The organism is Fibrobacter sp. UWH5 (genome assembly GCF_900142505.1).
GTDB lineage: Bacteria > Fibrobacterota > Fibrobacteria > Fibrobacterales > Fibrobacteraceae > Fibrobacter.
The window spans coordinates 50,118-77,076 of the sequence record NZ_FRBB01000019.1 but is presented as its reverse complement, the minus strand read 5'-3'; the positions used below and the strand labels follow the sequence as shown (position 1 = coordinate 77,076).

20 protein-coding genes and 1 tRNA gene are annotated in these 26,959 nt (G+C 50.7%); 16 read left to right on the top strand and 5 right to left on the bottom strand.

Features of this window, described 5'->3' with window-relative positions:
* The first annotated feature begins 419 nt into the window (after nucleotides 1–419).
* Nucleotides 420–1,586, top strand: coding sequence for a ribose-phosphate diphosphokinase (locus BUB38_RS13165; RefSeq protein ID WP_073161199.1), 1,167 nt, complete (start codon nucleotides 420–422; stop codon nucleotides 1,584–1,586).
* Nucleotides 1,587–1,684: 98 nt separating this feature from the next.
* Here the strand turns inward: BUB38_RS13165 and BUB38_RS13160 are convergent, their stop codons facing one another.
* Nucleotides 1,685–3,415 (bottom strand): PP2C family protein-serine/threonine phosphatase, encoded by a 1,731-nt coding sequence (locus tag BUB38_RS13160; protein ID WP_073161198.1) that lies wholly within the window; start codon nucleotides 3,413–3,415, stop codon nucleotides 1,685–1,687.
* Nucleotides 3,416–3,638: 223 nt separating this feature from the next.
* Here BUB38_RS13160 and nhaA point away from each other — a divergent pair, with 223 nt between their 5' ends.
* Both nhaA and BUB38_RS13150 read left to right on the top strand, forming a co-directional pair.
* A complete protein-coding gene (gene nhaA, locus BUB38_RS13155) occupies nucleotides 3,639–5,003 on the top strand; it encodes a Na+/H+ antiporter NhaA (RefSeq protein ID WP_073161197.1) in 1,365 nt (454 codons plus the stop codon).
* Nucleotides 5,004–5,056: 53 nt separating this feature from the next.
* Nucleotides 5,057–5,392, top strand: a complete 336-nt coding sequence (locus tag BUB38_RS13150; RefSeq protein ID WP_249269402.1) for a GIY-YIG nuclease family protein — start codon at nucleotides 5,057–5,059, stop codon at nucleotides 5,390–5,392.
* A 17-nt stretch (nucleotides 5,393–5,409) separates the two neighbouring features.
* On the opposite strand, the gene BUB38_RS13145 is transcribed toward BUB38_RS13150, so the two are convergent.
* The 3 genes from BUB38_RS13145 to BUB38_RS13135 are packed head-to-tail and all read right to left on the bottom strand — an operon-like array spanning nucleotide 5,410 to nucleotide 10,754.
* Nucleotides 5,410–6,192, bottom strand: a complete 783-nt coding sequence (locus tag BUB38_RS13145) for a sulfite exporter TauE/SafE family protein (RefSeq protein WP_073161195.1) — start codon at nucleotides 6,190–6,192, stop codon at nucleotides 5,410–5,412.
* Entirely contained in the window at nucleotides 6,193–7,443 is a 1,251-nt protein-coding gene (locus BUB38_RS13140) for a hypothetical protein (RefSeq protein ID WP_073161194.1), read from the bottom strand.
* Between the two features lie 53 nt (nucleotides 7,444–7,496).
* Entirely contained in the window at nucleotides 7,497–10,754 is a 3,258-nt protein-coding gene (locus BUB38_RS13135) for a transglycosylase domain-containing protein (RefSeq protein ID WP_254794961.1), read from the bottom strand.
* Nucleotides 10,755–10,859: 105 nt separating this feature from the next.
* On the opposite strand from BUB38_RS13135, the gene BUB38_RS13130 reads away from it, so the two are divergent.
* From BUB38_RS13130 to BUB38_RS13085, 10 genes are all read left to right on the top strand, one after another.
* Nucleotides 10,860–10,948, top strand: a tRNA-Ser gene (locus BUB38_RS13130).
* Between the two features lie 154 nt (nucleotides 10,949–11,102).
* Nucleotides 11,103–11,450, top strand: coding sequence for a hypothetical protein (locus tag BUB38_RS13125; protein ID WP_073161192.1), 348 nt, complete (start codon nucleotides 11,103–11,105; stop codon nucleotides 11,448–11,450).
* A 166-nt stretch (nucleotides 11,451–11,616) separates the two neighbouring features.
* The gene (gene lptC, locus BUB38_RS13120; RefSeq protein WP_254793732.1) at nucleotides 11,617–12,372 is read left to right on the top strand and encodes an LPS export ABC transporter periplasmic protein LptC; all 756 of its coding nucleotides are present in this window, start codon (nucleotides 11,617–11,619) and stop codon (nucleotides 12,370–12,372) included.
* Nucleotides 12,373–12,375: 3 nt separating this feature from the next.
* Entirely contained in the window at nucleotides 12,376–13,872 is a 1,497-nt protein-coding gene (locus BUB38_RS13115; RefSeq protein ID WP_073161191.1) for an LptA/OstA family protein, read from the top strand.
* The gene (lptB, locus tag BUB38_RS13110; RefSeq protein ID WP_083538271.1) at nucleotides 13,869–14,606 is read left to right on the top strand and encodes an LPS export ABC transporter ATP-binding protein; all 738 of its coding nucleotides are present in this window, start codon (nucleotides 13,869–13,871) and stop codon (nucleotides 14,604–14,606) included. Before BUB38_RS13115 ends, lptB begins: the two co-directional genes overlap by 4 nt.
* A gap of 79 nt (nucleotides 14,607–14,685) precedes the next feature.
* A complete protein-coding gene (gene rpoN, locus BUB38_RS13105; RefSeq protein WP_254794960.1) occupies nucleotides 14,686–16,344 on the top strand; it encodes an RNA polymerase factor sigma-54 in 1,659 nt (552 codons plus the stop codon).
* 158 nt (nucleotides 16,345–16,502) lie between these two features.
* Nucleotides 16,503–16,820 (top strand): ribosome hibernation-promoting factor, HPF/YfiA family, encoded by a 318-nt coding sequence (gene hpf, locus BUB38_RS13100; protein WP_073161189.1) that lies wholly within the window; start codon nucleotides 16,503–16,505, stop codon nucleotides 16,818–16,820.
* 34 nt (nucleotides 16,821–16,854) lie between these two features.
* Entirely contained in the window at nucleotides 16,855–17,886 is a 1,032-nt protein-coding gene (gene hprK / locus BUB38_RS13095; protein ID WP_073161188.1) for an HPr(Ser) kinase/phosphatase, read from the top strand.
* Complete coding sequence (locus BUB38_RS13090; protein ID WP_073161187.1) at nucleotides 17,879–18,796, top strand: MlaD family protein; 918 nt, start codon at nucleotides 17,879–17,881, stop codon at nucleotides 18,794–18,796. Before hprK ends, BUB38_RS13090 begins: the two co-directional genes overlap by 8 nt.
* Nucleotides 18,797–18,883: 87 nt before the next feature.
* Nucleotides 18,884–19,354 (top strand): TraR/DksA family transcriptional regulator, encoded by a 471-nt coding sequence (locus BUB38_RS13085; protein ID WP_073161186.1) that lies wholly within the window; start codon nucleotides 18,884–18,886, stop codon nucleotides 19,352–19,354.
* Nucleotides 19,355–19,464: 110 nt separating this feature from the next.
* On the opposite strand, the gene BUB38_RS13080 is transcribed toward BUB38_RS13085, so the two are convergent.
* Complete coding sequence (locus BUB38_RS13080; RefSeq protein WP_073161185.1) at nucleotides 19,465–20,550, bottom strand: serine hydrolase domain-containing protein; 1,086 nt, start codon at nucleotides 20,548–20,550, stop codon at nucleotides 19,465–19,467.
* Between the two features lie 48 nt (nucleotides 20,551–20,598).
* Between BUB38_RS13080 and BUB38_RS13070 the strand changes: the two genes are divergently transcribed.
* From BUB38_RS13070 to BUB38_RS13060, 3 genes are read left to right on the top strand one after another with little or no spacing between them, the layout of a single operon-like run.
* The gene (locus BUB38_RS13070) at nucleotides 20,599–22,050 is read left to right on the top strand and encodes a response regulator (protein ID WP_139258453.1); all 1,452 of its coding nucleotides are present in this window, start codon (nucleotides 20,599–20,601) and stop codon (nucleotides 22,048–22,050) included.
* Nucleotides 22,037–24,268: a response regulator gene (locus BUB38_RS13065; RefSeq protein ID WP_073161184.1), complete on the top strand. Its 2,232-nt coding sequence runs from the start codon at nucleotides 22,037–22,039 to the stop codon at nucleotides 24,266–24,268. The genes BUB38_RS13070 and BUB38_RS13065 overlap by 14 nt, the downstream gene beginning before the upstream one ends.
* The gene (locus tag BUB38_RS13060; RefSeq protein WP_073161183.1) at nucleotides 24,265–26,958 is read left to right on the top strand and encodes a response regulator; all 2,694 of its coding nucleotides are present in this window, start codon (nucleotides 24,265–24,267) and stop codon (nucleotides 26,956–26,958) included. The genes BUB38_RS13065 and BUB38_RS13060 overlap by 4 nt, the downstream gene beginning before the upstream one ends.
* Nucleotide 26,959 lies beyond the last annotated feature (1 nt).

The following is a 26,959-nucleotide window of genomic DNA, read 5'->3' as shown; positions in this document are numbered from 1 at the left end:
CTATCGCCGATGGTACCTGGCCTACGGGTCCGGGAGAGTAGGTCGCCGCTGGATTCACGGGCCCCCCGAGGAAAAACCTCGGGGGGCCCTTTCTTGTTTATGTCCATCGCCGTCGCGCCGGGGCGTCGACGCGGGCATCGCCCGCCGTACATGGGCGCGGCATCGGCCCACCGCACCTGCCGTCGCCAGGCGCAGGCCATGAGCTGTCGCAGGAGGCTTACCGGGAAAGGCGGACCCTGCCGGCGGCCTTTCCGCCTGTCCCCGGGTTTGCGGGGCCTGCCCGACGAATCATCCCCTCAAAAAGCTGTCTATCAATTTGTGTAATAGATATGTATTGCGTTGCCTTACTTGCAAGGATGTCCTAATCTATCTATATTTGGGCCACTAACCCCCAAAAAACCTTAAATTAAGGCAATCTTATGTCAGATCGTTTTATCGTGACCGGCAACTTCACCGATGATCCGTTTGCCATTGATATGGCTCAGTACATCGGTCTCCGCGAAGACATTTCCGACGTGGTCTCCCTGAAGACTTTCGCCAACTCTGAATTCTGCCCCCGCTATATGCTGGATGCCGATGATATCGAACATATCGGCCGCCGTCTGGAAGGCAAGATTGTCTTGATCTGCTCTGTTTCTAACCATGAACGTAGTCGTAACGACTACGCTATGCGTAACTGCATCCTGGCCCGCGCTGCCAAGGATAACGGCGCCGAACAGGTTGTTCTCGTAGAACCGGATTTGTTCTACTCCGCACAGGACCGCGGTCCCCACCGTATTGGCGAACTGGAAAAGGATCGCCCGGATATCGACCTCAAGAAGTTTGATGGTCAGGCTTTCACTAGCTTGCTCTATGCCGATCTTCTGAAGAAGGCTGGTGTGGACGCTGTTGTTACCTGCCACAACCACAGCATCAAGGTTCAGAACCTGTTCAACGATATTTTCGAAGGTCATTTCCACAACCTGATTCCTACCGATGTCTATGCACACTACATCAAGAACAGCAACTTCGTGCAGACTGGTAAGGATGGTAACAACCTGGTGATCGTTTCTCCGGATAAGGGCGCACGTCCTTTCATGAACGCTGTGTTCGATGCTCTCCAGCTCCCCGAATGCAAGCGCGTGGTGATGGACAAGGTACGTACTGGCGAACGTGAAATCTCCATGACTTTCAACCCGGAACTTTCTGACATCAGCATCGATGAAATTGAAGGTAAGGACGTGATCGTGTTCGATGACATGGTCCGTACCGGTACTACTATCGTGCAGTGCTGCGAACACATCAAGAAGGGTCATCCCAACCGCGTGTGCTTCGGCGTCACCCACTTCCACACCAGTGCAGAAGCTCGTGAAAAGCTGAACAGCCCCGCTATCGATGAAATTCTGACCACCTCCACTCTCCCCGACATCATGAATCGTGACTGCCAGGGTCGTCTCCGCAAGAAGCTCACCGTGCTGAAGCTGGGCAAGTGGATGGCTCGCCATATCATGCAGACTTACGGCATGGACGATGGACGCTTCGAACGCGATTTCTACAAGATCGACATGAGCTCCAAGAATCCCCGTTGGCCGCCTCAGCAGTTCTAGTCTGAATCGATACGGTTTAATGTAAGCGATTTAAAGAAGGCCTCGGACTTGGTCCGAGGCTTTTTCTATGGGTTAGATTTTTCTGTTTGCGATTATACCTAGGTTCCTTCATTAATTCGGAATGCCACCATGGTAATGTCGTCAAACTGGGGAGCCTTGCCGGCATGGGTCCTGACGGCCTCGCGAACGTCCTTACAGAGTTGTTCCAGGGGCTTGTCCTTGGAGGCATTCAGTGCGGCCAGCATTCGATCGTTGCCGAATTCCTCGTTGTTTTCGTTCATGGCTTCGGGAATGCCGTCGGTGTAGGTGAACATGATGTCGCCGGGTTCCATTTGCAATTCGAAGTTCTGGTACTTGATGCCAGGCATGCCGCCGACTACAAAGAAGCTCTTGATTTGGGCCAGGTAGAATTCTTTGCCCTTCTTCAGGAGTGCCGGCTTTTCGTGGCCCGCATTGCAGAAGGTGAGGACGTTTGTCTTTAGGTCCAGAACGCCGCAGAGGATGGAGACGAACATGTCGACGGTATTGTTTTCGCAGATTTCCTGGTTGGTTCGTACCAGGGCCTCGGCTGGAGAGTAGCCGTTCATCAGGTTGTGGCGCAGGATAATCTTGCTGACCATCATGAATAATGCTGCGGGGATGCCCTTGCCGGATACGTCGGCGATACAGAGGGCGATGTGGTCTTCGTCGATAAAGAAGAAGTCATAGAAGTCACCGCCAACTTCTAGGGCGGGGTCCATCATGGCGTAGTTTTCAAATCGTTTGGAGTGGAGGGGCTTGGGGAGGGCCGCCAGCTGGATGGCTGTCGCAATTTCAAGGGCCGTATGTTCTTTCTGCTTTTCCGCCGTCATTGCCATAATGTGGTTCAGGTAGTCATCGATCTTGCGGGACATGTCTACGTAGGAGCGGGAAAGGGCGCCGATTTCGGTGGTATACTTCAGGTACTTTTCGCACTTGTTGGAGATTTCCTCCAGCTTCTTTTCCATGGTTGTATCGTGGCTGAATATCATGGCGATTTCACTCATCTTTTCGATGGGCTTGATAACGGTGCTTTCGATAAACCGCAGATGGATAAGGCTTCCCCAAATGAGGATGTTCAAGGTAATGACGGCACTGTAGTAGACCTTGTTCCATAGGTCCAGATTGCTGAGGTTGTACCTATAGTGGAACACGTTATAGGCGGCGATACCGGAGCAGATAGAAATGAGGATGCTCAGCAGGAGTATGAACAGCAGGAATTTTTCGTTAAGGGAGAACGAGAGGATGGTATTCCTGGGGGAAGCGCGGTGGTACTTATACTGGAACACGACGGAGGATAGGCTTAGGTAGGGGATGCCCATTACGATCATCGCCAGTAAGTTATTGAAGAAGATATTTTCGCCCAGGATAAAATTCGACGGGAGGCCGACACACTTTAATAGCAGACAGATAAGGAACGCCACAAGGAGGGCGTCTGCCGTGGATATGATGAGGTATTCTACGACTTTGTGGACTCGGTTCAGTCGGAACTTGTTGATGTTATTGCGGCGGAGGTAATGCCAAACTTTGGCGGGAATGTACCCGTAGATAATCTGGATGAGGAATCCCGGTATGAAGACGGCGGCGGAGTATCCTGACTGGATGTCGGAGAAGAGGTTTGCGAAGGCGCAGCCCAGGGCTCCGGGGAGACCGAAGGTCATGGAAAACAGCATTGGGAGGGCTGCAACCAGGCGGACTTCCGTCGTATCCGAAATCTTGAGGAATATTCGGCAGGGGAAACCTAACAAATAGAAGGTAAGTCCACAGAGTAGGGCGATAACGACTTTGGTCAGAAGGGGGTGTTTCTTCATTCTTTCTTTCATTTGACAATATCCGCAAGAATTTTTCAAGTTTAATATAATTTACTTACGAAATGGTGATTTATATTATAAAACTTTTAGTGCGTTATGGCACATTTTGAGATGGTGGTCTTTAGGGTGAATTCGGTGGCGAATTGCGTAGACTAAAAAAAAATTTTGATTATCTTTAATGTGCAAGGGCTGAAAAAACAAAAACAATCAACCATAGGTGTGTATGTCCGCAAAAGTGACTAGCAGCGATCGCATCGAAGAACTTTTCCCGGAAACTCCGGTCCGCAAGATCCTTACCCCCATTGAACGTCTCATGAAGGTGGAGACTACTGGCGGTATCGTTCTTATCATTATGACCATTGCAGCTTTGCTGTGGGCTAATCTCAGCCCTGAGTCCTATCATCATGTATGGCACATGCCTTTTGCCGTGACTATCGGTAGCTGGCTTGGTACTGCTGATTTGCATTGGCTGATCAATGATGCCTTGATGACCATCTTCTTCTTTAACGTGGGTCTCGAGGTGAAGGGCGAGATGACTTACGGCGAACTTCGCGATCCGAAGGCCGCAAGTCTTCCGATTCTCGCGGCTGCCGGCGGTATGCTTTTCCCGGCTTTGATTTACTTGGCTGTAAACGGTCTGACAGGTACGGACGCGACTCGTGGTTGGGGTATTCCCACGGCAACGGATATCGCTTTCGTGGTTGGCTGTATGGCTATCCTTGGCAAGAAGGTGCCCCATGCTCTCCGCGTGATGATTTTGACTTTGGCTATCGCCGACGATATCGGTGCCATTCTCGTGATTGCCATTGGCTACCCCAGCGGTGACGGTATCAGCTTTGCCGCTCTGGGTACTGGCGTTGCCTTGCTGGTCTTGATCAATGTGCTGTTCCGTCTGGGTGTTCGCAACTTGCTGCTCCATGGCGTAATCGGCGTAGCTGTGTGGGCCTTCTTCGTAAAGAGCGGCGTGCATCCCACTATTTCGGGTGTGCTGCTTGGTCTTTCCGTTCCGGCCAGGGCTGTGATTGCCGGCGGCAAGATGGGCCTGTTTGCAAATAATGTGGGTCACGTTCTTTCTGGCGAAGCTACCGACAGCGAAGAGAAATATCGCGTGTTCAGCCTGCTGAAGCAGGGCGCCAAGGAAAGTATTTCTATGCAGGAACGCCTCTACAAGACTTTGGCTCCCTGGGTCAACTTCTTCATTATGCCGCTGTTCGCCTTGGCCAATGCCGGTGTCGAAATCAAGCTTGGCGGTGTGGAAGTTCCCGTGATGGGCGCTGTTGCCCTGGCTCTGGTATTCGGTAAGCCTATCGGCATTTTCCTGTTCAGCTTCCTCTCTGTGAAGATCGGTATTTCAAAGCGTCCGAGCTACAGCTGGAAGGCTCTGTGGGGCGGTGGCATGTTGGCCGGTATCGGCTTTACCATGGCTCTGTTCGTGGCAAGTCTCGCCTTCGATGTTGGCGATCGTCAGGATTCCGCAAAGCTGGGCATTCTGCTGGGAAGCTTCAGTGCCGCCATCCTGGGTACCATCTATATGAGCTTGGTTTCTAAGCCGAGCAAGGATGAACCTGAAGGACACGGTCACCACTAAGATATAATCGGGCGGGTAACCGCCCTTTTTTAATAATGCCGCATTTTGTATACATGCTTCGTTGTAAGGGGAATCGCATCTACACGGGTTATGCCGTGGATGTGGAGGCCCGTTTTCAGCAGCATCTGACTGGCAAGGGGGCTCGCTTTACCAAGGCTTTTCCGCCGGAGTGTATTCTGCGAACTTTTGAGCTGGAATCCAAGGAGCATGCCTTGCGGTTAGAGGCTCGAATCAAGAAGCTGAAACGATCCGACAAGGAAGTTCTTGCTGCCGGAGACAAGACTCTGGAAGCGGTTCTGATGGGAAGTCTCGACCAGCTTTTAAAACCCCGGAGGGGTTCCAGGTTTGCGGTAAAACGCCCGCTTATCCCCCAAAAAAAAGAATCTTGATTCCTGCGAAATCTGATTTACTGAAGGACCAGGTCCACCACCAGGTAGGCTGCCATGACCAGGCTGCAGACGCTGATAAAATTCTGGATGAACTTGTTGCCTTTCTTGCGCTGGAGGGCGCTGCCGAAATAACCGCCACACCAGGCGCCGGCTGACATGACGATGGCGATGGGCCAGTTCACTTTTCCGGTGAATGCGAGAACCGCGGTGCTGACCACCAGGAATACGGTTGTGAGGCAGTTCTTGAGGGCGTTTACGTGGATGGGGTCTAGACCGGTGTAGCGGGTGAGGCTAAAGATCTGCACGAATCCAACGCCAATCTGCACGATACATCCGTAGACTGAAACCAGGGCGAACCCGATGGCTCCGCCCAGGGTCAATTTTTCGGGCGGGTTTGCAGGGGGCTTTCCGAACAGGTCTTTGCGGGTGTGGCTCATGATGACTACCAGGCAGATGGCTCCGGCGATAATGGCCTGGAATACCTTGTCGCCGATGTTTGCGAGAAATCCTACGCCAAGGAGGGCTCCCACCAGGGAGGGCCAGAATAGCTGCTTGAAGAGTTTCTTGTTCAGGTAGCCGTGTTTTGCCAGGTTGTGGACGCTGCTCAGGTTTCCGATGATGAGGCCGATGCGGTTGGTGCCGTTGGCCACGGTCGGGGGCATTCCCAGAAAGATCATGATGGGAAGGCTGAGGGAACTTCCGCCGCCGGCGATGCTATTGATGAGGCTGACGACAGCGCCCAGGATAAAGAAAGCGGGATACTGGCCGTACTGCCACCAATCTGCGGATACTGCGGTCATTTACTTGCTCAGTTCCTTCTGCAGGAAGTTCCTGTTGTCGATCACCTTTTGCTTCTGGGAGTTGTCGGGATATTCCGCCAGACATTTATCCAGGGAGGCGATGGCTTCGTTCAGGAGGGCGGCCTTCTTTGCGGCGTCCTTCTGTTTTTGGGCCTTGCCGAAGAGCTGGCTTGTGGTCTTGCGCTGGGCGTTGCAGTAGGCGTCGGCCAGCTTGTTGTATTCCTCGATGGCTTCCTTGCGGAGGGGGCTGGACTTGAGCTTGTTCAGAAGTTCCTTGGCTTCGGCGAACTTGCTTTTTTCCACTAGGTCCTTTGCCTTGGCAAGTGCTTCGGCGGGATCGTTCTTCTGCCAGTAGGCGGCGGCTTCGGCGTCGTTGTTGGCGGACATGTTGCGGATGTCGTCGATCATGGCCTGGATCTTAAGTGGGTCTTCGAAGTCGCGATAACGCATCTGGAATTCCAAGGCTTTCTGTTCTGCTTCGGTGAACTTTGCCTGGTCGTTTGCCAACTTGAGGATTTCGGATTTTTCCTTGCGGGCCTTGTCCAGGGTGTTGTTGTAGGCGATCTGTTTTTGCTGGTTGGCGAAGTTGGTCAGGGAATCGCCGGGAACCAGCGCGATGAGGTTATCGGCGGCTTCGGCCACCAGACTGTAGTTGGAACGGGCGCGGTTCATGTTCTGAATTTCAAGGACCAGCGGCTCGAACTGCTTTGCGCGTTCCGCATTGGTCTTTCCGAATTCGGCCAGCATGGAGTCGGCCTGATTTTCCCATTGATTCCACAGGGGCTTGATGACGCGGAAACGCTGGAGATATTTTACAGCGTCGTCGACCTTACCCTGTTTGTACAAACTATCGGCGTATTCGAAAACTTCGTTTGCCATGGCGGGGAACGCCGTGTAGGGGTCGATGACCGTAAGGGCCATGGGTTCATTTTCCGAGACCTTTTCCTGGGCGGAGGCCATAGAGGATGAGGACTGCTGGGCGGGTTCCGCAGACTGGGAAACAAGTTCGTTCTTAGGGACTGCTGAACTGGAGGAGGGTGCTGCGGTTTGCTGAGGTTTAGATTCAGAAATCGCAGAGGAGGACTGCTCCTGAACTTGCTCGGGTGCTGCCTGCTGTGCTCCTTGAGAGGATTGCTGTTCTGTGTTTTCAGGCTCGGTGCAGGGGGCGGGGGCTCCTGTACATGCAGAAAGGGAAAGTCCCATTGCTGCGATTCCTGCGGTACTTAAAAAAATACGAGAACTGAAATTCATACAAAGATCCTTTGTTTTAAAATCGTCCTGAACTTTTTCAAAGGGCTAAAAACTTATTCGGCCTCGATAGGAACAAATGCGTTGTTGCCATTGAATCCTTCGGGCAGATCCCAGTCATCATCCTTGGGCATGGCGGCTGCGGCCGGTGCCGGTGTAACAGACGGTGCGTGAGGTGCGGGTTCCGCTGCTGCAGTTGCTTCTGTTGCGGGAGCCTGTGCGCTTGTGGAATCCGATGCTGCGACCTCTGCTGGGGCGGTGGAGGCTTCGGGCTGTTCTGCAGCGGGCATGGGTAAGCTAACCATGATGCCGGATTCTGCTGCAGATTCCGCGGCCATTTCCTGCACTTGCGGAGGAGTGTAGCCCGGAATGTCGATCCAGGGGAGAGGGCGTCCTGCTTCGGCGCTGGCCCCGGCAAGAGTCATACCGGTCATGGGATCTACTACAAGTTCGCCTCGTTCATTGCCTAGCTGCAGCGGGACTTCGCCTGCGGCCAGAACAGAAATATCCAGGAAGTCCACCTTCTTGGGAGTGCCCATGATTTCAATTTCTTCCTTGGCGAAGGCTGCCCACTGGGGGAGACCGCCAGAGGCACCTGCAATGCGGGTACGTCCAGACTTAAGAGGTTTGTTGTTGTCGAAGCCCACGTAGCTACCGATGGCCACGACAGAGTCCAAAGTGGCTCCGTTCTTTTCGCCGCTGTAGGTGGGTATCGCGCCCATGAAGGCCACGTTTCTGTAGTCGTTTGTAGTACCGGTCTTGCCCAATGCAGGGTAGCGCAGGCTGACGGTGCTATCGGGGGAAGTAACCGTAATGGCGTTATACTGGCTGCGTGCTGTACCGTTGCTGAATACGGAGTGGAGCATTACGGCCATCTGGGTTGTAATGTTGTCGTCGAGGATGGTCTTGGATTCCATCTTGTTCTTGAAGATGGTGGTGCCGTCACGATTCTTGATTTCCTTGATAAAGCTGGGGTCGGTCCAGTCGCCATCCAGGCTCTTGTAGATCTTGCCGGTAAGCAGGGTCTGGTATGCGGTAGAAATTTCTGACAGGGTAATTTCGTTTACGCCCAGGGGCATGCTGAACACTTTCTGCAACTTCTGGTGGATGCCGATTTCCTTGGCGAAGCGTGCGTAGTCGGCCATGGCCAGGGAACGTCTGTAGTCGGGCCAGAAACGGATGTGGTCTGCATCCAGGTAATCGGCTTCGCCATCGACGGGTTCGATCATGGTGGTCAGACGCTTCATGTCGGCCAGAGTAAAGTCGGGGAACAGCTCCACGGATTCCAGAGGCGGAAGCTGGGCTGCCATATCCGGATCCAGTTCCAGGGCCTCGCGGGCACGGAGCTTTTCATAATAGCTCTTGTAGTTGTGCTGGATGAACTTGACGGTCTGGGCATCCTTCTTGGACTGCTTCATGGCGATGTCGTTGTGGGTGCCGTAGCGCAGGTTGATGACGGCCCTGGCCTTGGCGTCCTTGCCTTCACCCTTGTAACGTTCGATGAGGGCGAACTTGGCCTTGGTAAATTCGATTTCCTTCTTTACTTCTTCCTTCAAGGTTAGACCGAACTTGTCGCGGAGTCTTTCAAAGTAGGCCTTGCGTTCTTCGTTGTCGAATCGGGCGTAGTCGTTTTCCTTGGCGACGGCGTCAAATTCTTCGGGGCTGAGTTTGTCCAGCAGGTGTTCCAGCAGCCAGATGCTGGCGATATTTTCGGAACGGGTGGTGGCCCAGGCGATGCTTACGATGTCGCCCTTGTTCTTGTGGTCGGGGCGAGGGAAGTAGAACTGGTTCGTGAACTGGAATACGTTGAAGTCGTTTTCAAGCGGGTCCAGGTAATTGTAGTTGTACTTGAGAGCCAATGCGTAGAGCAGGGGTTTCCAGCTGGAGCCCAGCTGACGCAATGCCTTGAAACTTCTGTCGAATCCGGTGTTGTGGAAACCACCCTGGGTTGCGACTACCTGGCCGTTCTTAATGGCGAAGAGGCCGCCCTGCAATACAGGTTCCGTCTCGATCTTGCAGGGAACGTAACCGTTGATTTTTTCTACGTCCAGAATGCTGACCAGGAGGATGGCCCCCTTCTTCAACTGGGGTGCCAGAGCCTTGTTCACGTCGCCGGGCTTGCGGGCGTCACCGCTGATCTGTACGGCGAAATCCTTGATGGCCTTTTCGGTGACGATACCTTTAAGCTGGCCGAAACTTAAGGTGAGGGATTTCAGCTTGCCGGTGGAATCCACGAATACGCTGTCGACGGCGCCGTAGAGGTAGTCGCCGCGGCGGGCGCTCTGGGCCTTGTTGGCGAACTGGGACTTGGGAAGTACGAAACCGCCCAACTGCATCTGGAGTCCGCTGATATTTGTCTGCAGGGCGCGCTTGGCGGCATCCTGGGATCTTTCGTCGAGGGTCGAGATGATGGTCAGCTGAGCCTTGCGCCAGTCTTCGATGCCATGCTTTTCGAATTCAGCCTTGAAGAAGTCTCCGTCCAGCTTTTCTTCGATACGTTCCAGGATGGTGCTGACAGAGAAGCGGAAGTTGCCGTGGTTGAACTGCAGCGGCGTTTCCAGGGCTTCGGCCATTTCTTCTTCGGAGATGTACTTTTCGTCGACCATGCGGCCAAGTACGTAACGCAGACGTTCCTCGCCACGCTTGATTGCCTTTTCGCGGCGTTCGGCGCTACGCTGGATGAACGGGTCGTAGTTGAAGGGCCCCTTTACGGAACCTGCAATGAAGGCGCATTCGGCGAGGCTCAGTTCCTTCAGTTCCTTGTTGAAGAAATACTGGGCGGCGATGGCTACACCCTTACCGGTACCGGAAACGTGGAACTGGTTCAGGTAGAATTCAAGAATGTCCTGCTTGCTGAAATGGCGTTCCATGCGGAGGGCGTTGATCAGTTCCTTGCCCTTTTCCTTGATGCTGCGTTCCTCGCGGCCGAAAATGTTCTTGACGGTCTGCTGGGTCAAGGTGGAACCGCCCTGACGCATGTGGCCTGCCTTGATGTTTGATGCCATGGCGCGGGTGAAACCGTAAATGCTGAAGCCGTTGTGGTTCCAGTAGCCGGCGTCTTCGGCGGCCACCAGGGCGTTTACGATATTGGAGGGGATGTCGCCGTAGGGTACATAGATACGGTGGTTGGCGTCAAAGAAGGCTCCTAGCAAGGTGTTGCCGTCATTGTAATAGACGCGGGTCTCGCCAGAAAGGACCTGCAATATGGATTCCCTGTTGAACTGGTTGTCGGGATCCTTATCGGGTAACACCTTAAAGACCAGGATGTAGACGGGAATGCAGCAAATGAGGCCCACCAGGGCAAATGCTGCCACAATTTTCAACAACTTTTTTAGAAAACGCATATAAAAAAGTTAGAAATTTTGGGAAATCCCCTTGAAAAAGCGTTAGAAATAAAGTATAATTTGTGCCCCCAAGATGGGAAGATGGCCGAGCTGGCCGAAGGCGCGTCCCTGCTAAGGACGTATAGGACTTAATCCTATCGCGAGTTCGAATCTCGCTCTTCCCGCTGCAAAGACCCCGAGTCGCAAGACTCGGGGTTTTTGTTTTATTGTATGCGGTATTTTATCACATTTTCCCATAAAATGGGCGTTTTCTATTGACTTTTACATTTTCTTAAGAGATATTATATCCGTTGTAAATATTTTTTTAAGGAGTCCTCTATGAAAGCATCTAGTTTTTTTGCCGGTCTTGCCCTTGGCGCTGCTGCCGCCCTTGCTGTTTCCAAGAAGCTGAAGTCGTCTTGCAGTTGTGAAGGAAACGCAGAAAATCCCGCCCTGAAGGATGCTGAAAACGCCGTGGAAACCCTCCGCTGCTCCGTGGATTCCCTCCGCAAGGAACTGAACAGCCGCATCGAATCCGAACAGACCTATGCCGCCCAGTGCGAAGACCTGAAGGATCAGGTGGCCAAGATGGACGTGGAAATCGGCAACCTGAAGAACATCTGCGAGAAGCAGGACGGTGTAAACAGGAAACTGGAAGAGGAATTGGAAGAAGCCAAGTCCAAGTAAGTCAGACTGGTTTTTGTTCCGTACAAATACTGTAAAAAAAAACAGGAGCCTGCGTCCCTCGGTCGCGGGCCTTTTTTTGCTGTTTTATGGCCATGTTGGCGCGATTCAGTCATTCCTTTATTTTTAAATTTTGATTGTGGCACGAATTTTGCGACATAAACTTTTTTTGAGATTGGCTCTCGTTCCGGTGTGGGTCGTTTTGTTCCTGTGCGGTTGCGAGGAAATCGAAGAAGAAAAGCCCTGGATCCAGGTGGAACGTCCGGAAATGCTTTTTACCGACACCACCCTTCTGGATAGTTACGACAAGGGTGTGCAGGCCTGGAAACTGAAGACGGCCTATCTGGAACGTTGGGGCGACAAGGACCTTGTCTTTGTGAAGCCGGTCCTGGTGGACATTTACGATTCTCTGGGAGAACGTACCGCGTTCCTGCGTGCCGATTCCGGCCGCCTGGATATGAAGTTTACCTATGTGTATGCCTATGGCCACGTTTATGCCCTGACGCCCAAGGGGGCTTCGGTCCGCTCCGATTCCCTCCTGTGGAACAAGAAGGACAACCTGGTAAAGACTGACAGTTATGTTCGTGTGGTTAGCGAAGACGGCGACGTGCTTCAGGGCAAGGGTTTCGAAAGTGACGCCCATATGGACAACTGGCGGATTCTTTCTGACGTGACCGGCATTTTCCAGGATGCGGCTAAACGCCTGAAGGAAGAGGACAAGAACCAGGCTTCCGAAATCGAGACCCGCGATAGTTTGCAGAGGGCTAGACCGACTGCTGGTTCTGTCCGCGTGGTTTCATCTTCTGGAACACGGGTGCCGCAATCTTCTGCGTCGCAGGCTCCGGCTGACAGCGCCAAGAAAAAACCTGGACCTAAGAAATCCTGGAAGCGCACCCTTACGAAGAAAGACGAGGCGAAGGACTAGAAGATGTCTCGATACATTGGTTCTTTCAAGTTTGGTCTGTTCCTGGCGTTTGCGATTCTGATCTTGTTTTCGGGCGAGGCGGTGGCGCAGTCTTCGCCTATTATCATGAAGCATGCAGACAGTCTTGCGGTGGCCCGCAAGCGCGGAACTCTCTTGCTGCATGGCCGTGTGCAGTTCCTTCACGATAGTGTGCAGTTCAAGACCCAGCGCGCCATCTGGAATAAGGATGGTGAAGTGGTCCAATGTGATGGCGGCTTCCTGTTTACCCACCCCTCGGGTTATATCGATGCCCGCAACGGTGTGTACCAGAAGAAACGTGGCCTCGCCACCGCTACCGGCGATGTCCATGCTGGTGATTCCGCCCATACCTACTACTTTACCGGCGAGTACCTGGAGTATGATAAGGAAAAGGAAATCCTGACCATGCCTACAAAGCCGGTGCTCCGCCAGTTCGAGAAGAACAAGTCCGGCGGCGAGGATACCGTAAAGATTGTGGCCAGGCGAATTGTGTACAACAAGAAAGATGGCTATGCGGAAGCCCGCGGCGATGTGACCATTACCCAGAAGGACGTGGCCATTTCTGCTGACAATATGAATTACAGCAAGAAGGACGATTACGCCGAGGCTTTCAATCATGTAAAGCTGACCCAGAACGACATGGTGGTGACTTGCGATACGGGATATTTTGACCGCAAGAATAACTGGCTTTCGATGAAAGGCAACCCGACTTGCGACCTGAAGAATTATCACCTGACGGGCGACTCCATTTTCCTGGTGCTGGATTCTACCGGCAACTCCCTGAAGTCTGCGCTGGTGATTCGTAACGCCCACGGCATCCAGCAGGAAGAACCGAAGAGGAATGCTCCGGGTAGCGTGACGGAAGCCTTTGGCGATACCCTCTTTGCAGAATTCAGCGGAAACAAGATCGAACGCCTCTATGTGAACTTGAACGCCCGCGGTTTCTTTTACGAGACGGACCTGCAGGATTACAGAAACTTGATGGACGGCGACCGCCTTGACATGTATTTTAACAAGGGCAAGATGGACAAGGCCGTGGTCTCCGGCAAGGCCCAGAGTACCTATTTCTACATCAAGAAGGATCGTTCCGTGTCTGGCAAGAATGAGGCGTCGGGCGATACCATCCATATCTTGTTTGACGCCCAGAAGAATGCAGTAAAGTCCCTGAAGCTTCTAGGTAATTCCACTATGGCCAGCGGCCGTTATGTTGACCTGGAAAAGGAACGCCGTAACAAGGAACTTGCCCTGAAGGATTCCCTGGCGAAGGTGGATTCATTAAAAAAAGAAAATAAGGCGGATTCGTTGACAGAAGCCGGTGCTTCTATCGATAGTAAGGAGCGGGAAGTGCAACCCGCGAAAAAGCCGTCGGCTTTCAAGAAGGCTTTGTTGGACAGGAATCGGTCCAGAAAAAAATCAGAAAAAACTCCATCGGATTCATCCGCGGTGAATGTAAATTCTAAGCATGTAGAGGAAAAAAAGTGAAGAACCTTGTCAGTACCATACGCACAGAACACCTGCGAAAGGTTTATGGTGGCCGTCAGGTCGTAAGCGACGTTTCTATCCGTGTGTCGCAGGGTGAGATTGTCGGCCTTCTTGGCCCCAATGGTGCCGGCAAGACCACGTCTTTCTACATGATCGTGGGAATGGTCCGCCCTGAGTCTGGACATATCTTTCTTGATGATATCGAGATGACCGACAAGCCCATGTACAAGCGCGCACGACTTGGCATCGGTTATCTTCCTCAGGAAGCTTCCATCTTCCGCAAGCTTAGCGTAGAAGATAACATTATGGCCATTCTTGAAACTCAGGACATGAAGCGCCGTGAACGCAAGGTTCGTCTGGAGCAGCTCCTGGAAGAATTCAAGATTACCCACATTCGCAAGACCAAGTCTATGAGCTGTTCCGGTGGCGAACGTCGCCGTCTTGAAATCGCGCGTGCTTTGGCCAGCGACCCCAGCTTCCTTCTGCTGGATGAACCTTTTGCCGGTATCGACCCCATTGCCGTGGCCGATATCCAGGGCATCATCTCCGGGTTGAAGGACCGCGGTATGGGAGTCCTCATTACAGACCATAACGTGCGTGAAACCCTTTCCATTACGGACCGGGCCTACATTATGTACAAGAGCCAGGTTCTTACGGAAGGCTCCTCTGAATATTTGGCGAACGACCCCGAGGCAAGACGTATTTACCTCGGCGATAGCTTTAGATTGGATTAATTGGGTTTGCATATAGGAAATGCAAATTTTATAAATAAAAATTATTGAAAGTTTTAAGGACGGTTTTATGGATTTAGGAATGAACTTAGGCACGAGTCAGCGACTGGAGCAGACCCTTTCGCCCCAGTTGTTGCAGTCCATCAATATCCTTCAGAAAACGTCCCTGGAACTGGAAACCGCCATCAAGGATGAGCTGGAAAGCAATCCCCTTCTGGAACTGGATGATTCCATGCCTGACGAGGAACGTGAAGTTCGCGATGATGAACTCTCGGAATCCGGGGCGGAACGTTCTGGCGAATCCTCTGCTGACAATGACGCCTATGGCGATGCCGACGATCGTGAAAGCGGCTCTCTGGATGATAGCGCCCTGGTGGATCGCGGACTTTTGGATGGTTCCGATGGCGATGTGAATTACGAACAGCTTTTTTCTGACGGAACCGGTTCCGATGACGCACCCTTCAAGGACTTGAATGCGGGTAATGCTGAAGCCGATGACGAATGGGACCGCCCCATCAAGGATAACGGCAAGAGCCTTCAGGAACAACTTCGCGACCAGCTGATGCTTTGGTCTGGAACTCGCGACCAGTTGGAAGAACTGGCAAAAAATAACTGTTCTGAAAAGCGATTCCGTTCACTGGTTGAATACCTGATCGATTCCGTGAACGAAGATGGTTTCTTGCAGGTGGGCGAACAGGAAAACGCCCCCATCAATATTTCTGACGATGAATTTATCAATGAAATTGAAACCATGATTCGTGGCGAGAAGAAGCTGGAAGAATGTTCCCTTCCGGTGCAAGAGGCCTTGCATGTGCTGCAGGGTTTCAATCCCCGTGGAATCGGTGCCCGCGACCAGCGCGAGTGTTTCTTGATTCAGGCTTACGGCATTCCCAACTTTTCTCCCCTGGCCATCAAGATTCTTGAAAACTGCTATGAAGACCTTCTGGAACTTCGCTACGCCAAGATTGGAAAGGCCCTTGGCGAACCGACGGAATCTGTGCAGAAGGCTATTGCCAGCTTTGCAAGGCTGAATCCCCATCCGGGATTCTCTCTGTCTAACGCACGCATCCAGACGGTATCCGCCGATCTTAAAATTATTGAAAAACGCGGAAAGTTCTCTGCGGAAGCGGTCCGTTCCCCCATGCAGAAACGCCTTCGCATCAATCAGACCTACAAGGCCATTATCGACGACAAGAATGCCTCCAAGTCTGACCGTGACTATGTGAAGACCCACCTGAACAAGGCCATGGAATTCATGAAGGCGGTAGATAACCGCTACTCTACCATGGAACTGGTCATGCAGGCTATCCTTAAACGTCAGAAGGAGTTCTTCTCTAAGGGCCCTGCCTTTTTGAAGCCCATGGTGCTGCAGGATATTGCAGACGACGTAAAGCGCGATGTGAGTACCGTGAATCGAGTGACTAACGGAAAGTTTGTGGATACCCCTTACGGTGTTTATGAACTGAAGCGTTTCTTTACTTCGGGTATCAAGCAGAAGCCCTCTGCAGGGAGTGCCGAATCCAGTTCCGGAGCCGAAGAGGAAATTCTCGGTTCTGCCCAGGTTCTTGACGCCATGAAGAAGATGATCGATGAGGAAGACAAGCGAAAGCCTCTTTCTGACCAGGCTATCTCCGACAAACTTGCGGAAATGGGAATGAAGGTGGCTCGCCGTACCGTTGCGAAGTACCGTGAAAATTCCCTGAAGATTCTTACGGCAAGTCAGCGCAAGATCTTAAAGTAAATTCAATGGGCCTGCACCCCCATTATTCCAAGTTGGAACATTTCTTTTATACAAAAATGACGGCTCCTATTGGTTTTCTGAAGTAAAAAGATGTATATACCTAAACGTGAGGCGCTTCGCCTCGCAGATATTCACTTTTTTCTACGGAGGTTTTTACTATGGATATTCAGTTTTCTGCTCGCCACTTTAACGCATCTGCAGGTCTCCAGGATCGTATTCAGGAAGAAATGGACAAGTTAGCTCGCTTCTACCCGAATATCACAAGCGCCTCCGTCGTCCTTGATCACGAAGTTGAAAATCGCCGTCATTGCGAAATCACCGTGAACATTGTTGGCTCCCAGGTTGTAGCCTCTGCCGACGAAGAAAATATGGGCAAGGCCGTGGATGTAACCCTCGAACGTGTCAAGGTCCAGCTGAAGAAGGCGAACGACAAGCAGAATGACCATCGTGCTCAGCCTATGTCTGACGTCGTCTAATTACAGCCGCGCTAAAATTGTATAATTTTAGTCTATGGCTGAATCAAGACTGAAAGATATCAAGATCCTGCATCGGGAACGCTTCCTGGTGCGGGACTTTTTTTGTCGGTACGGCAAGGACCTGCAGATGGCCTGCCACACTGCCGAAAGTTTTATGGACGCTCCCATTGCGGAAAGTGGTATTCACAGACCCGGCCTCGCCATGGCAGGCTACACGGCGGTTTATAGTTCCCAGCAGATTCAGGTCGTTGGACATACTGAATGGAACTATCTGGAATCAATCGGTTCTGAAGGTCGTGCCAAGGTTTTTGAAGGCCTGAAGGATTTCAAGGCTCCCATGTGGGTGGTGACGCATGCCCAGATGCCTCATCCGGAACTGAAGGCCATGTGTGAACGCCTGGGAATACCTCTGTTCTCTACGACGCTCCATACCTACGAATTCATCAAGCTGTCTCAGCGTATTCTTGAAGAATTTTTTGCACCTCACGCCGTGATTCACGGAAGCCTTGTGGACGTGTACGGTATCGGTATGCTGTTCGTGGGGGACAGTAACGTAGGTAAGTCTGAATGCGTGCTGGACCTGGTAGAAAGCGGTCACCGCATGGTTGCCGATGACGTAGTCCATATCAGTCATGTGGGCCGTTCCATTATCGGCCGACCGGATCCCCTGATCAAGCATCATATGGAAATCCGCGGTGTTGGCATTCTGGATATCAAGTCTATGTTCGGTATTCACGCTATCCGTAAGACCAAGAAGATCGAAACTATCGTGGAATTGCAGCAGTGGCGCCAGGAAGGCGGTTATGACCGTACTGGCCTCAACGAGCAGCAGGAAACCATCATGGGCGTGAACATCCCGAAGATCGTCATTCCGGTGGCGCCTGGCAAGAACCTGACGGTGATTTCCGAAGTCATTGCCATGAACACCTTGATGAAGATGAACGGGCACAATGTGGCGGAAGACTTTAACGAAGCCCTCATGCAAAAGATCAAGGCCAAGGCCAAGGGCGAATACGTTGAGGATTTGCTAGATTTTGACCCGGAGAACTGGTCATACTATGAATAGATTCGTGAGGCTTGTCAGGGAAAACATCATTCCCTCCATCGTGTTCGTGATACTGGTGCTGGCATGTGCTGGCGCCTGGTATTACTATCACCCGTCTAGCCCCTACCATGCCCGTTACTCTTTCGTGGTGCGTTACGATGCTATCGGTACGCTGTCGCCGGGGAACCCGGTGAAGGTTCGCGGTATCGGTGCCGGCGAGATTACCAAGGTGGAGTTGACCGAGGATGCTGTGTTTGTGACGGCGCGGGTCTATGCAACCACCAAGATTCCTGTCAATTCCGAGTTCAGGTTGATTAACTCTGGCTTGATGGGCGAACGTGAAATGTGCGTTCTAACCGGGGATGATTCCCGCCTGATCCATGATGGTGATACCTTGAAGGGGCACTATGATGAGGGTACGTCGGGTGTGGGCCTCAAACTGGTGGGAATGCTGGATGACGTCGCTGAAATCAAGGACGCCCTGCGCATGTTCGTGGATTCCGTTTTTCAGGGTGACATCGGCAAGAGGACCGAAAGGGTTATCAAGAAGGGCAAGAACGTAATCAGTGTGGCCGAGAAGGACGTCAAGGCCTGGAAGTCCGATGCGGAAGCCATCTTCGACAAGCTGGATGAAGACTTGAACAAGGTGAAGGAGGCGCTTGACGGCGTTGTGGTGCAGGGTGGCTCCAAGGTAGGCCAGGTGGAGGAACTGCTGGGCCGAGTAGACGCCTTGCTTCTTAAGTTGAAGGACATGAAGGACCAGAGCGCTAACCTTTTGATAAAATTGTCCAAGGATGACAACACGGCTGGTCTGATTTTAGATCAGGATGGCGCATTCGGCAAGAGCATAGAAAAGCTGACAGTTGACATAGATGCCCTGCTTTCCGATATAAAAAAGAACGGTGTCAAGCTTAATGTGGACATTTTCTAATTTTTTTTAGTAGAAACAAACTATTTTGTAAAAAAAAAGTTATTTATCACTCTATTGATAGAGTAATTCACAACCAAGGAGTTTACCATGGCTGAAAAGAAACCTGTAAAAATGAGCGACGCTGATCTCAAGTTCTTTGAAGATATGCTGATTGAAAAACGCCGCGAAATCGTGACCGCACAGAGCGAGTCCGAAAAGGCGGAGACTTTCAAGAGCCAGGTCCAGGCTGGTGACGGTGGCGAATCCAATAGTGCAGACCTTGCTACCGACTACAACGCTCTCGAAACAAACTTCGAATTGGCTGCCCGCGAAGGCAAGTACCTGGTGTACCTGGAAGAAGCCCTGAAGCGTATTAAGAAGGGTACGTTCGGCATCTGTAAGGTTTGTGGCCAGCTGATTCCCAAGGCCCGTCTGATGGCTGTTCCTACTGCTACCAAGTGCGTAAACTGTAAGGAAGAGACCAAGAAGAAGGAAAAGGAAGATAGCCGTCTTGAAATGGCTCGCCTGTTGGCTGAAGAACAGCGCCGCGAGATGATGAAGCGCAATGCCAGCAAGTAATTGCCTTTAGTGCGGTCTTTCTCTAGAGATTGAAAAAAGCCCCGTAGGTCCAGTAGGACTTGCGGGGCTTTTGCTGTACCTATGGAGGTTGTCTGCGGCTTGTGGGGCGGCTAGCCGATGTCTTCGAAGAAGGCGTCGGCCAGGGCGGCACGGAAAGCGTGGATGCGGTCTGCGTTGGCTTCGCGATGGGGATAGGTGAAGTTGCTGAGGAGGACCACGGCAGCACCCTTGTGGGGGTCGGCGACGATGCTTGCTCCTGTAAAGCCCGTCTTTCCGAAGGTGCGTGGAGAGCATTTCGTTCCCATGAACTTGGGAGAGTTCAGTTCCCAGCCTAGGGCGGTACAGGCGTTGACAGGACCTGCGCTTGTGTGGTGGCCTTCTGCGTCGAAGGCGTTGGTGCTGACCAGTTCCAGCAGGCCTGCCGGGGCGATCCGCTCGCCGCTGACGGGGTCGGTGCCGTCGTTAAGAACCATCTGGACGAACTTCAGCAGGTCCGGTACGCAGCTGAACATGCCGGCGCTCCCTACAGGGAAGAGCTGTCGCAATACCCAGGCGCTTTCATCGTGGATTTCTCCCTGGATTTCGCGGTTCCTGAATGCGCAGATTTCTGTAGGGGCGATTTCTTCCTTGGGAATTCTGTTGAAGTCCCTTGTAAGCGGATCCCAGCCACTGCGGTTCATTTTTAACGGATCAAAAAAGGTTAGACGTCCCTGTTGCTGTAAATCCATACCTGTAAGGCGGCTCAGGATAATGCCCAGAAGGACGCTTGCCGGATTGCCGTAGTTGAAGTCTGCGCCCGGTGGAGCCTGGAACTGGTAATTGTAGAGGGCTTCCAGGATTTTTTCGGCCGGAAGTTCCCGCAAGGTTTTCATGGGGACCCTGTAATCCAGGCTGTGGGTCAAGAGGTGGAATATCCGGATTTCTTCACGATAGTTTGTTCTTAATTCCGGAATATAGTCGATGACCTTGGTCTCGGGGGATAGCCGCCCTTCGAGAATGTGGCAAAGCGCTAGCGTTGAAGTGGGGCATACCTTGGTCAGGCTTGCAATGTCGAAAACGGTGTCTTCCGGAGTGCCCAAGTGAAGGATTTTTCTTGTCCCGTCTGGGAGGATGAACCCGGCGACGGCCTTGTTGAATATGCTCTGGGCCTTTGCTTCGTCTAAAAGGTTGCTCAACTTGTTTTCATTAAAATTCATAGCCCAAAAATATAATTCATAAATCTTATATTTTGCTTGTATGGATGTTTGAGGTTAAGGAAGACTGTAGAAGGAGCCGATATGGAAGGGCGAGGGAAAAAAATCCTGGTTGTAGACGACGATCATCTATCCATGAAAATGACTGAACAGATCCTGAAAGGATTTTCCTTTGAGGTCTTGACAGCCAATTCAGGGGAATCTTGCCTCGATGTATTGCGTCGGTCTCAGGTGGACCTTGTTCTCCTTGATGTTGAAATGCCGGGGATGAATGGCCTGGATACGTTGAGGCTTATTAGGGCCGAAGAAAAGATTAGAAGTACAAAGGTCGTTTTTCTTACGGGTACCATCGATGGTGAACGAAAGAGGATTGTACAGTCGTTGGGTGCCCTGGATTTTATACAGAAGCCCATTTTGCCTGTTAGCCTGGTAGAACAGATTTCCAAGGTTTTCCGCGAAACTTCTAGGCAGTGCATTCTTGTGGTTGATGATGACAACATGAACCTTCGTTTTGCTCAGCGTATGCTGGGGAGCTATTACGATGTGTCTTGCGTGTCTTCGGGTAAGGCTGCCCTTGAGTATCTGAAGACTTCTACTCCTGCCCTGGCCCTGCTGGATTTGCATATGCCGGAAATGAACGGTTTCCAGTTGCTGGAGCAGATCCGTTTGCTGCCGGACGGTGACAAACTTCCGGTTGTCTTTTTGACTGCGGACAACGATCGTGAAACCGAAATTCAGGTGTTCAAGGCTGGCGCCCTGGACTACATCCAGAAACCTTTCGTGGCGGACGTGCTGTTGCACCGACTGAACCGAATTCTCGATTTGAAGCGCTTGCAGGATTCCCTTCAGGAAGAAGTGGAAAAGCGTACTGCGGAATTGAGCGATAGTCGTCGCAAGGTGGCCAACTTGTCATTGCAGGTGGTTACGACTCTTGCCAGTACCATTGACGCCAAGGATAAGTATACCAATGGTCATTCAAGACGCGTGGCCAAGTATTCCCGTGAACTTGGGAGACGTATGGGCAAAACTCCTTCTGAACTAGAAGAGATTTACTTTATTGCCATGCTTCATGATATCGGCAAGATCGGCATCCCCGATGCCATTATCAACAAGACCAGTCGGTTGACTGATTCTGAGTATGGAGTCATCAAGGCCCATCCTTCCATTGGTGCGGAAATCCTGAAGAATATTTCTGAAATGCCCAATATGGAAATTGGCGCCCACTGGCATCATGAACGTTATGATGGCACGGGGTATCCCGACGGATTGAAGGGTGATGCTATTCCTGAAATTGCAAGAATCATTGCTGTCGCAGATGCCTATGATGCCATGACTTCCCGTCGTAGCTATCGTAGTGCGCTTCCTCAGGCGGTGGTCCGTGCTGAAATCGAGAGGGGACGCGGCCTACAATTCGATCCGCAGATTGCAGACTTGATGCTGGAAATGATTTGGGAAGACGCTGATTACGAAATGCGCGATGAGGGTTTTTATGGAGAATTCTAAGTCTCGGTTGCAACAGTTCAGGCAGATTTTTTTCGATGAAAAAATCGAGATTCAGACTCGTCTTCTGAATCTGATCCTCTGGGCTGTTCTGGTGGGTGGCTTTGTCATTTCGATGTTCGTGCTTTTTTTCGAAAGGGATAAGTACGGGCTTATTATTCTTGCTCTTCTTGCGGTTGTTTGCGTTGGACTTGTGCTGTCGGTAAAGAAGCATCCTCAGCTTGCGGGTGTTGTGGTGACTGGTGGCGCAAACGTTATTTTCTTTCCGTTGATTTATCAGAATTTGGGTGGTCTTGAGAGCGGTACGATTCTGTGGTTCGTGCTGGGACTTATTTTTGCCTTCCTTACGTTGCGTGGTGCGCTCAGCTATATCGTGTATGTGGTGGGGCTGGTGTCGCTCAGTGCCTGTATCTTTTACTTTGACGTACATCCTGGTCTGCTTGCAGAAATGCCTGCCGATTTTAGAATCAGGAATATGGTCATCTCGCTGGCCATTGTGTCTGCAATTTTCGGAACCATCTTTAAGTACCAGGATTACGCCTACAGAAAGCAGAACCGTTTGCTACTAGACCAGGAAAAGAAACTTCGCGAAACCATGGAAGACTTGAAGGTGGCGAGCCGCGCCAAGTCTGAATTCCTGGCGAACATGAGTCACGAAATTCGCACTCCTATCAACGGTATTCTGGGCATGAACACCATGCTGTTGAAGGAATGTAATGATGATAATTTAAAGGAGTATGCGCTGAACATTCAGAGTGCAAGCCATACTCTGCTTTCGATTATCAACTCTATCCTTGATATTTCAAAGATTGAATCCGGAAAAATGGAAATTCTGCTGAACAACTATGAGTTGTTCTCGGTTTTGAATGACTGCTATAACATGGTTGTGACGAAGGCCGAAGACAAGAACTTGAACTTCCGTCTGGATGTGGATGAAAATCTCCCGGTCGGACTTTTGGGTGATGAAGTTAGAATTCGTCAGATTATAAACAACCTGCTTTCTAACGCAGTGAAATACACCGAACAGGGATTTGTAAAGCTTACGGTTGGTTTTGAACCGTTGGATTGTGATACCTTGGAAGTTGGTTCCAAGATCCTGTTGAAAATCGCGGTAAGCGATTCGGGTAAGGGAATCAAGTGTGAAGACCAGAGCAAACTCTTCCAGATGTTCCAGCGCATTGACGAAATGAAGAATCGCAATGTGGAAGGTACCGGGCTCGGTTTGAATCTTTCTCGCAAGCTTGTTGATATGATGGATGGCGAAATTCACGTCATCAGTGAGTATGGCTCGGGCTCCACGTTCTTTGTCAGCATTCCTCAGGTTGTAAAGAATCCTGATAAGATGGGTAACTTCTCCGAGAAGTATCGTTCCCTGGCATCAAAGCAGGAACTGCCCAAGGTTCATCTGGAAGCGGCCGGCAAGCGCATTCTTGTGGTTGATGATGTCAAGATGAACCTGAAGGTCGTGGAGGGCTTGCTTAAGGATACTGGCATGCAGGTGGATGCCGTCTTGAGTGGTCGTCAGGCCCTGGAGATGGTCCAAAAGAATAATTACGACATGATTTTCCTGGATCACATGATGCCGGAAATGGATGGCGTGGAAACCATGCGTCTGATGCGGAGTCTTCCGGGAAATAAGAATGAAAAAGTCCCGGTAGTGATGCTTACCGCCAATGCGATTATCGGTGCCAGGGAATATTACCTTAAGGAAGGGTTTAGCGACTATCTGTCAAAGCCCGTTCGTGAGCAGGAACTGCTATTCCTGATTAGGAAATACCTGAATCATTCTGATGGAAACGAAAAAAGAGTAGATGGTGATTCCTCTGCTGAAAGCTCCAGCGCTTCCGACTTAAAGGAAAAGAAGTCTACTTACGAAAAGATTTGTACTCTTCGCGAACTTGATGCCCAGTCCGGCCTTGAACTGTGTATGAACGACGAAAGTTTCTACATCGAAATGCTGCAGGAATATCTTGCCGGAAACAAGAGCGAAGAACTGGAAAAGTTTTTCGTTGCGGCAGACTGGAAGGATTACAGGATTGTTGTGCACGCCCTGAAGAGCACTTCTCTTACCATCGGTGCAAAGAAATTGTCGGAAGAGGCCAAGGCTCTGGAAATGGCTTGCTCTTCTGGAGATGTTGCCTTCGTGAAATGTAATCACGGCTCGATGATGAAGAACTATCAGGTGGTGATAAAGAAGATCAATGAGGCTCTTGGTTTATGACATCTAGAAACGGTGCAAGAGAAGGGCGTTATGTTGCATACTACATCATTGTGATGATGTTGTTTTTGGGCTGCGTCGCCCTATGTGCAATGTTCGTTTCGAAAAATTTTTTGAGACAGAATGAGCGGGATGCCGTTCTTCTTGCTGATTTCAAGCACCGTCAGAATGCCGAGGCCTTGAATGACTTTCTGTATAGGGCAAGTTTTGCGCTAGAGTCGGCCGCGATGATTGTTGATCATCTGATTGCCTCCGGCGAACCTGTCGAAAAAATCCAGGAATTTATGGCCCTGGAAATGAAAAGGGCTTCTAAGCAGACGGATTCCCTATCAGGCAATGTGTTTGGAGTTGTGAATGGAGAGTTTGTTCACGATGGAGACTGGCTTCCTGGCGATGAGTATATGCCGTTGCGTAGACCCTGGTATAAGGATGCTGTGCGTACTCATGGTCGTGTTGTCGTTGGAAAACCGTTTACCAGCACTAATTCCGCAAAGCCTGTAATCTCCTTTAGTAAGAGCCTGTTGGACGAAAAAAATGTGGTCGCATTTACTTTGCCCTTGGCGAGCTTGTCCCGTTTCATCGCCTCCAGAAAAGAAAAGGTTGGCGATATCTGGATGGTTATGGATAGGGATGGCCTTGTTATAGCCAGTTCCGGTGAAATTCGCCAGGGCTTTGATTGTCTTTCTTCTGAAGCATGGGGAATGGATGAAGAAAAGCTTGCTCGTGAAATTTTGCTGGCCGGTGAAAAGCCCTTTGAATTTGTGTACCATAAAGACAAATATATGGTTTTCTCCATGGCTGTCCAAAATGGCTGGAACATGGTCTCCCTTGTTAAAAAGAGCCAGGTCTTTGGCCATTCCCGTGTAATTCTGGTGCAGGTGCTGGTTGTCTTTGGTTCGATCTTTATTGTAATCGTAGTGCTTTGTACAATCACCTTGATCAATCGAATCCGTGTTGTCAGATCGGTACGTAGAAAGTCTGACTTCCTGGATTCCGTAGCCAAGGAACTTAGGACGCCTCTGAACGGAATTCTGGGGATGACTCGAATTCTCCTTCGTGATGCCCGTGATGAAAGTGTTCATGACTATGTTAAAAACGTGCAGGTCGCCTCTATAGGACTTTTGTCTGTCGTTCATGAAGTTCAGGAAATCGCGAAAATAGAAAGTGGCGAATTTGTATTGAATCCTGTGCAGTATGAATTGTATTCGGTGCTGAAGGATTGCTTTGATACGGTTTCGCCAAGGGCTACCGCCAAAAATTTGCACTTCTCCCTTGAATGTGATCCTGATATTCCGTCTAGCCTGTGGGGTGATGAAGACCGAATCCGTCAGATTATTGTGAACCTTCTGACCAATGCCATCTTGTATACGGAATTAGGTGAAGTTCGTCTGATTGTCAGTTATGATGTGATTCCCAATCAGGGTGAACAACGTCTGGATGAATGCATCAATCTGAAAATTACGGTAAAGGATTCGGGCGTGGGAATCCGCGACGAAAATACGGATTCCATTCTCGGATTGTTCCAGATGATGAATGAACCGAAACCTGCCGGAACTCGATTTAGTCTTAGCCTGACAAAAAAACTGATTTCCATGTGTGGTGGCGAAATTATCGTGAAGAGCCGTTTTGGTGAGGGCGCTACATATATGGTTTCGATTCCGCAGCTCGTGTTGAATGTTGAACCTATGGGCGATTTTGCGACTCGCTATAAGAACAGTTCTGAAAAGGAATCGCTGGGCTCAGAAATGTTGTTTGCTCCTGCTGCCCGCATATTGGCGGTCGACGATGCAGAATTGAATCTGAAGGTGATTCGTGGTTTGCTGAAGGAAACCCGCGTTCAAATCGATACGGCATTAAATGGGTCTCAGTGTCTGGATATGGTCCAGGTAAGACATTATGATCTGATTTTGCTTGACAATATGATGCCTATGATGGACGGCCGAGAAACCTTTGAAAGGATGAAGCGCCTCTCTGTCAACTTGTGCAAGGACACTCCTGTGGTCATTATGATTGCAGGTCCTGTTCCTGTAGATAAGGAATCCTATTTGAGTGTGGGCATTGCCGATTATATTCCTAAGCCGCTTATGGAAGAAGATTTGCTTCGTGCCTTGAAGTGGTATTTGCCCAAGCATTTGGTTCTTACCCGAGAAGACTTGAATATGTCTCCCTATGAAGAGATGTCCGCTAAGAACCTGGAAGAAGAAACGTCGGCTCTACTGGCCACTTATGACAAGGTGAACGGATTCTATCAGGTGGCTTCTAGCGAATCTGAAAAGAAGAAAAAGCGTGAACTTGTTGGCGACCTGGAATTGGATATGGTTACTCCTCAAAGTCCCAATGAGCGCCTGTCTGTTTTTGAAGATGTCCTGGATGTTAAACTTGGACTGGAAAACTGCATTAATGACGAGGAATTCTTTAGGGAAATGCTTTCTGAATTCCTGCTGGATGACAAGCGGAAGGAATTGGAACGTGCATACGATTCTGGTGAATGGATGAATTATCAGATTCTGGTTCATGCCCTTAGAGGTACTGCCCGCACAATTGGTGCCGAGGAATTGTCACGAGATGCCAAGTCGATCGAGATGGCTTGCAAGGAAGGTAAGATTGACTATGTGCGTAAGAGGCATGTTGAACTGATTGCTTCATATGCCAATGTTCTTCGAAAGATTCGTGAAGGATTGAACGCAAAATGAG

What these genes read in the sequence shown, in the direction of transcription:
- BUB38_RS13160 (WP_073161198.1), bottom strand. Translation starts at nt 3,415, where the DNA reads ATGAAGAAACACCCCCTTCTGACCAAAGTCGTTATCGCCCTACTCTGT.
- BUB38_RS13090 (WP_073161187.1), top strand. Translation starts at nt 17,879, where the DNA reads ATGAATAGATTCGTGAGGCTTGTCAGGGAAAACATCATTCCCTCCATC.
- BUB38_RS13085 (WP_073161186.1), top strand. Translation starts at nt 18,884, where the DNA reads ATGGCTGAAAAGAAACCTGTAAAAATGAGCGACGCTGATCTCAAGTTC.
- BUB38_RS13165 (WP_073161199.1), top strand. Translation starts at nt 420, where the DNA reads ATGTCAGATCGTTTTATCGTGACCGGCAACTTCACCGATGATCCGTTT.
- hpf (WP_073161189.1), top strand. Translation starts at nt 16,503, where the DNA reads ATGGATATTCAGTTTTCTGCTCGCCACTTTAACGCATCTGCAGGTCTC.
- hprK (WP_073161188.1), top strand. Translation starts at nt 16,855, where the DNA reads ATGGCTGAATCAAGACTGAAAGATATCAAGATCCTGCATCGGGAACGC.
- BUB38_RS13065 (WP_073161184.1), top strand. Translation starts at nt 22,037, where the DNA reads ATGGAGAATTCTAAGTCTCGGTTGCAACAGTTCAGGCAGATTTTTTTC.
- BUB38_RS13150 (WP_249269402.1), top strand. Translation starts at nt 5,057, where the DNA reads ATGCTTCGTTGTAAGGGGAATCGCATCTACACGGGTTATGCCGTGGAT.
- rpoN (WP_254794960.1), top strand. Translation starts at nt 14,686, where the DNA reads ATGAACTTAGGCACGAGTCAGCGACTGGAGCAGACCCTTTCGCCCCAG.
- BUB38_RS13145 (WP_073161195.1), bottom strand. Translation starts at nt 6,192, where the DNA reads ATGACCGCAGTATCCGCAGATTGGTGGCAGTACGGCCAGTATCCCGCT.
- nhaA (WP_073161197.1), top strand. Translation starts at nt 3,639, where the DNA reads ATGTCCGCAAAAGTGACTAGCAGCGATCGCATCGAAGAACTTTTCCCG.
- BUB38_RS13115 (WP_073161191.1), top strand. Translation starts at nt 12,376, where the DNA reads ATGTCTCGATACATTGGTTCTTTCAAGTTTGGTCTGTTCCTGGCGTTT.
- BUB38_RS13080 (WP_073161185.1), bottom strand. Translation starts at nt 20,550, where the DNA reads ATGAATTTTAATGAAAACAAGTTGAGCAACCTTTTAGACGAAGCAAAG.
- BUB38_RS13060 (WP_073161183.1), top strand. Translation starts at nt 24,265, where the DNA reads ATGACATCTAGAAACGGTGCAAGAGAAGGGCGTTATGTTGCATACTAC.
- BUB38_RS13140 (WP_073161194.1), bottom strand. Translation starts at nt 7,443, where the DNA reads ATGAATTTCAGTTCTCGTATTTTTTTAAGTACCGCAGGAATCGCAGCA.
- BUB38_RS13125 (WP_073161192.1), top strand. Translation starts at nt 11,103, where the DNA reads ATGAAAGCATCTAGTTTTTTTGCCGGTCTTGCCCTTGGCGCTGCTGCC.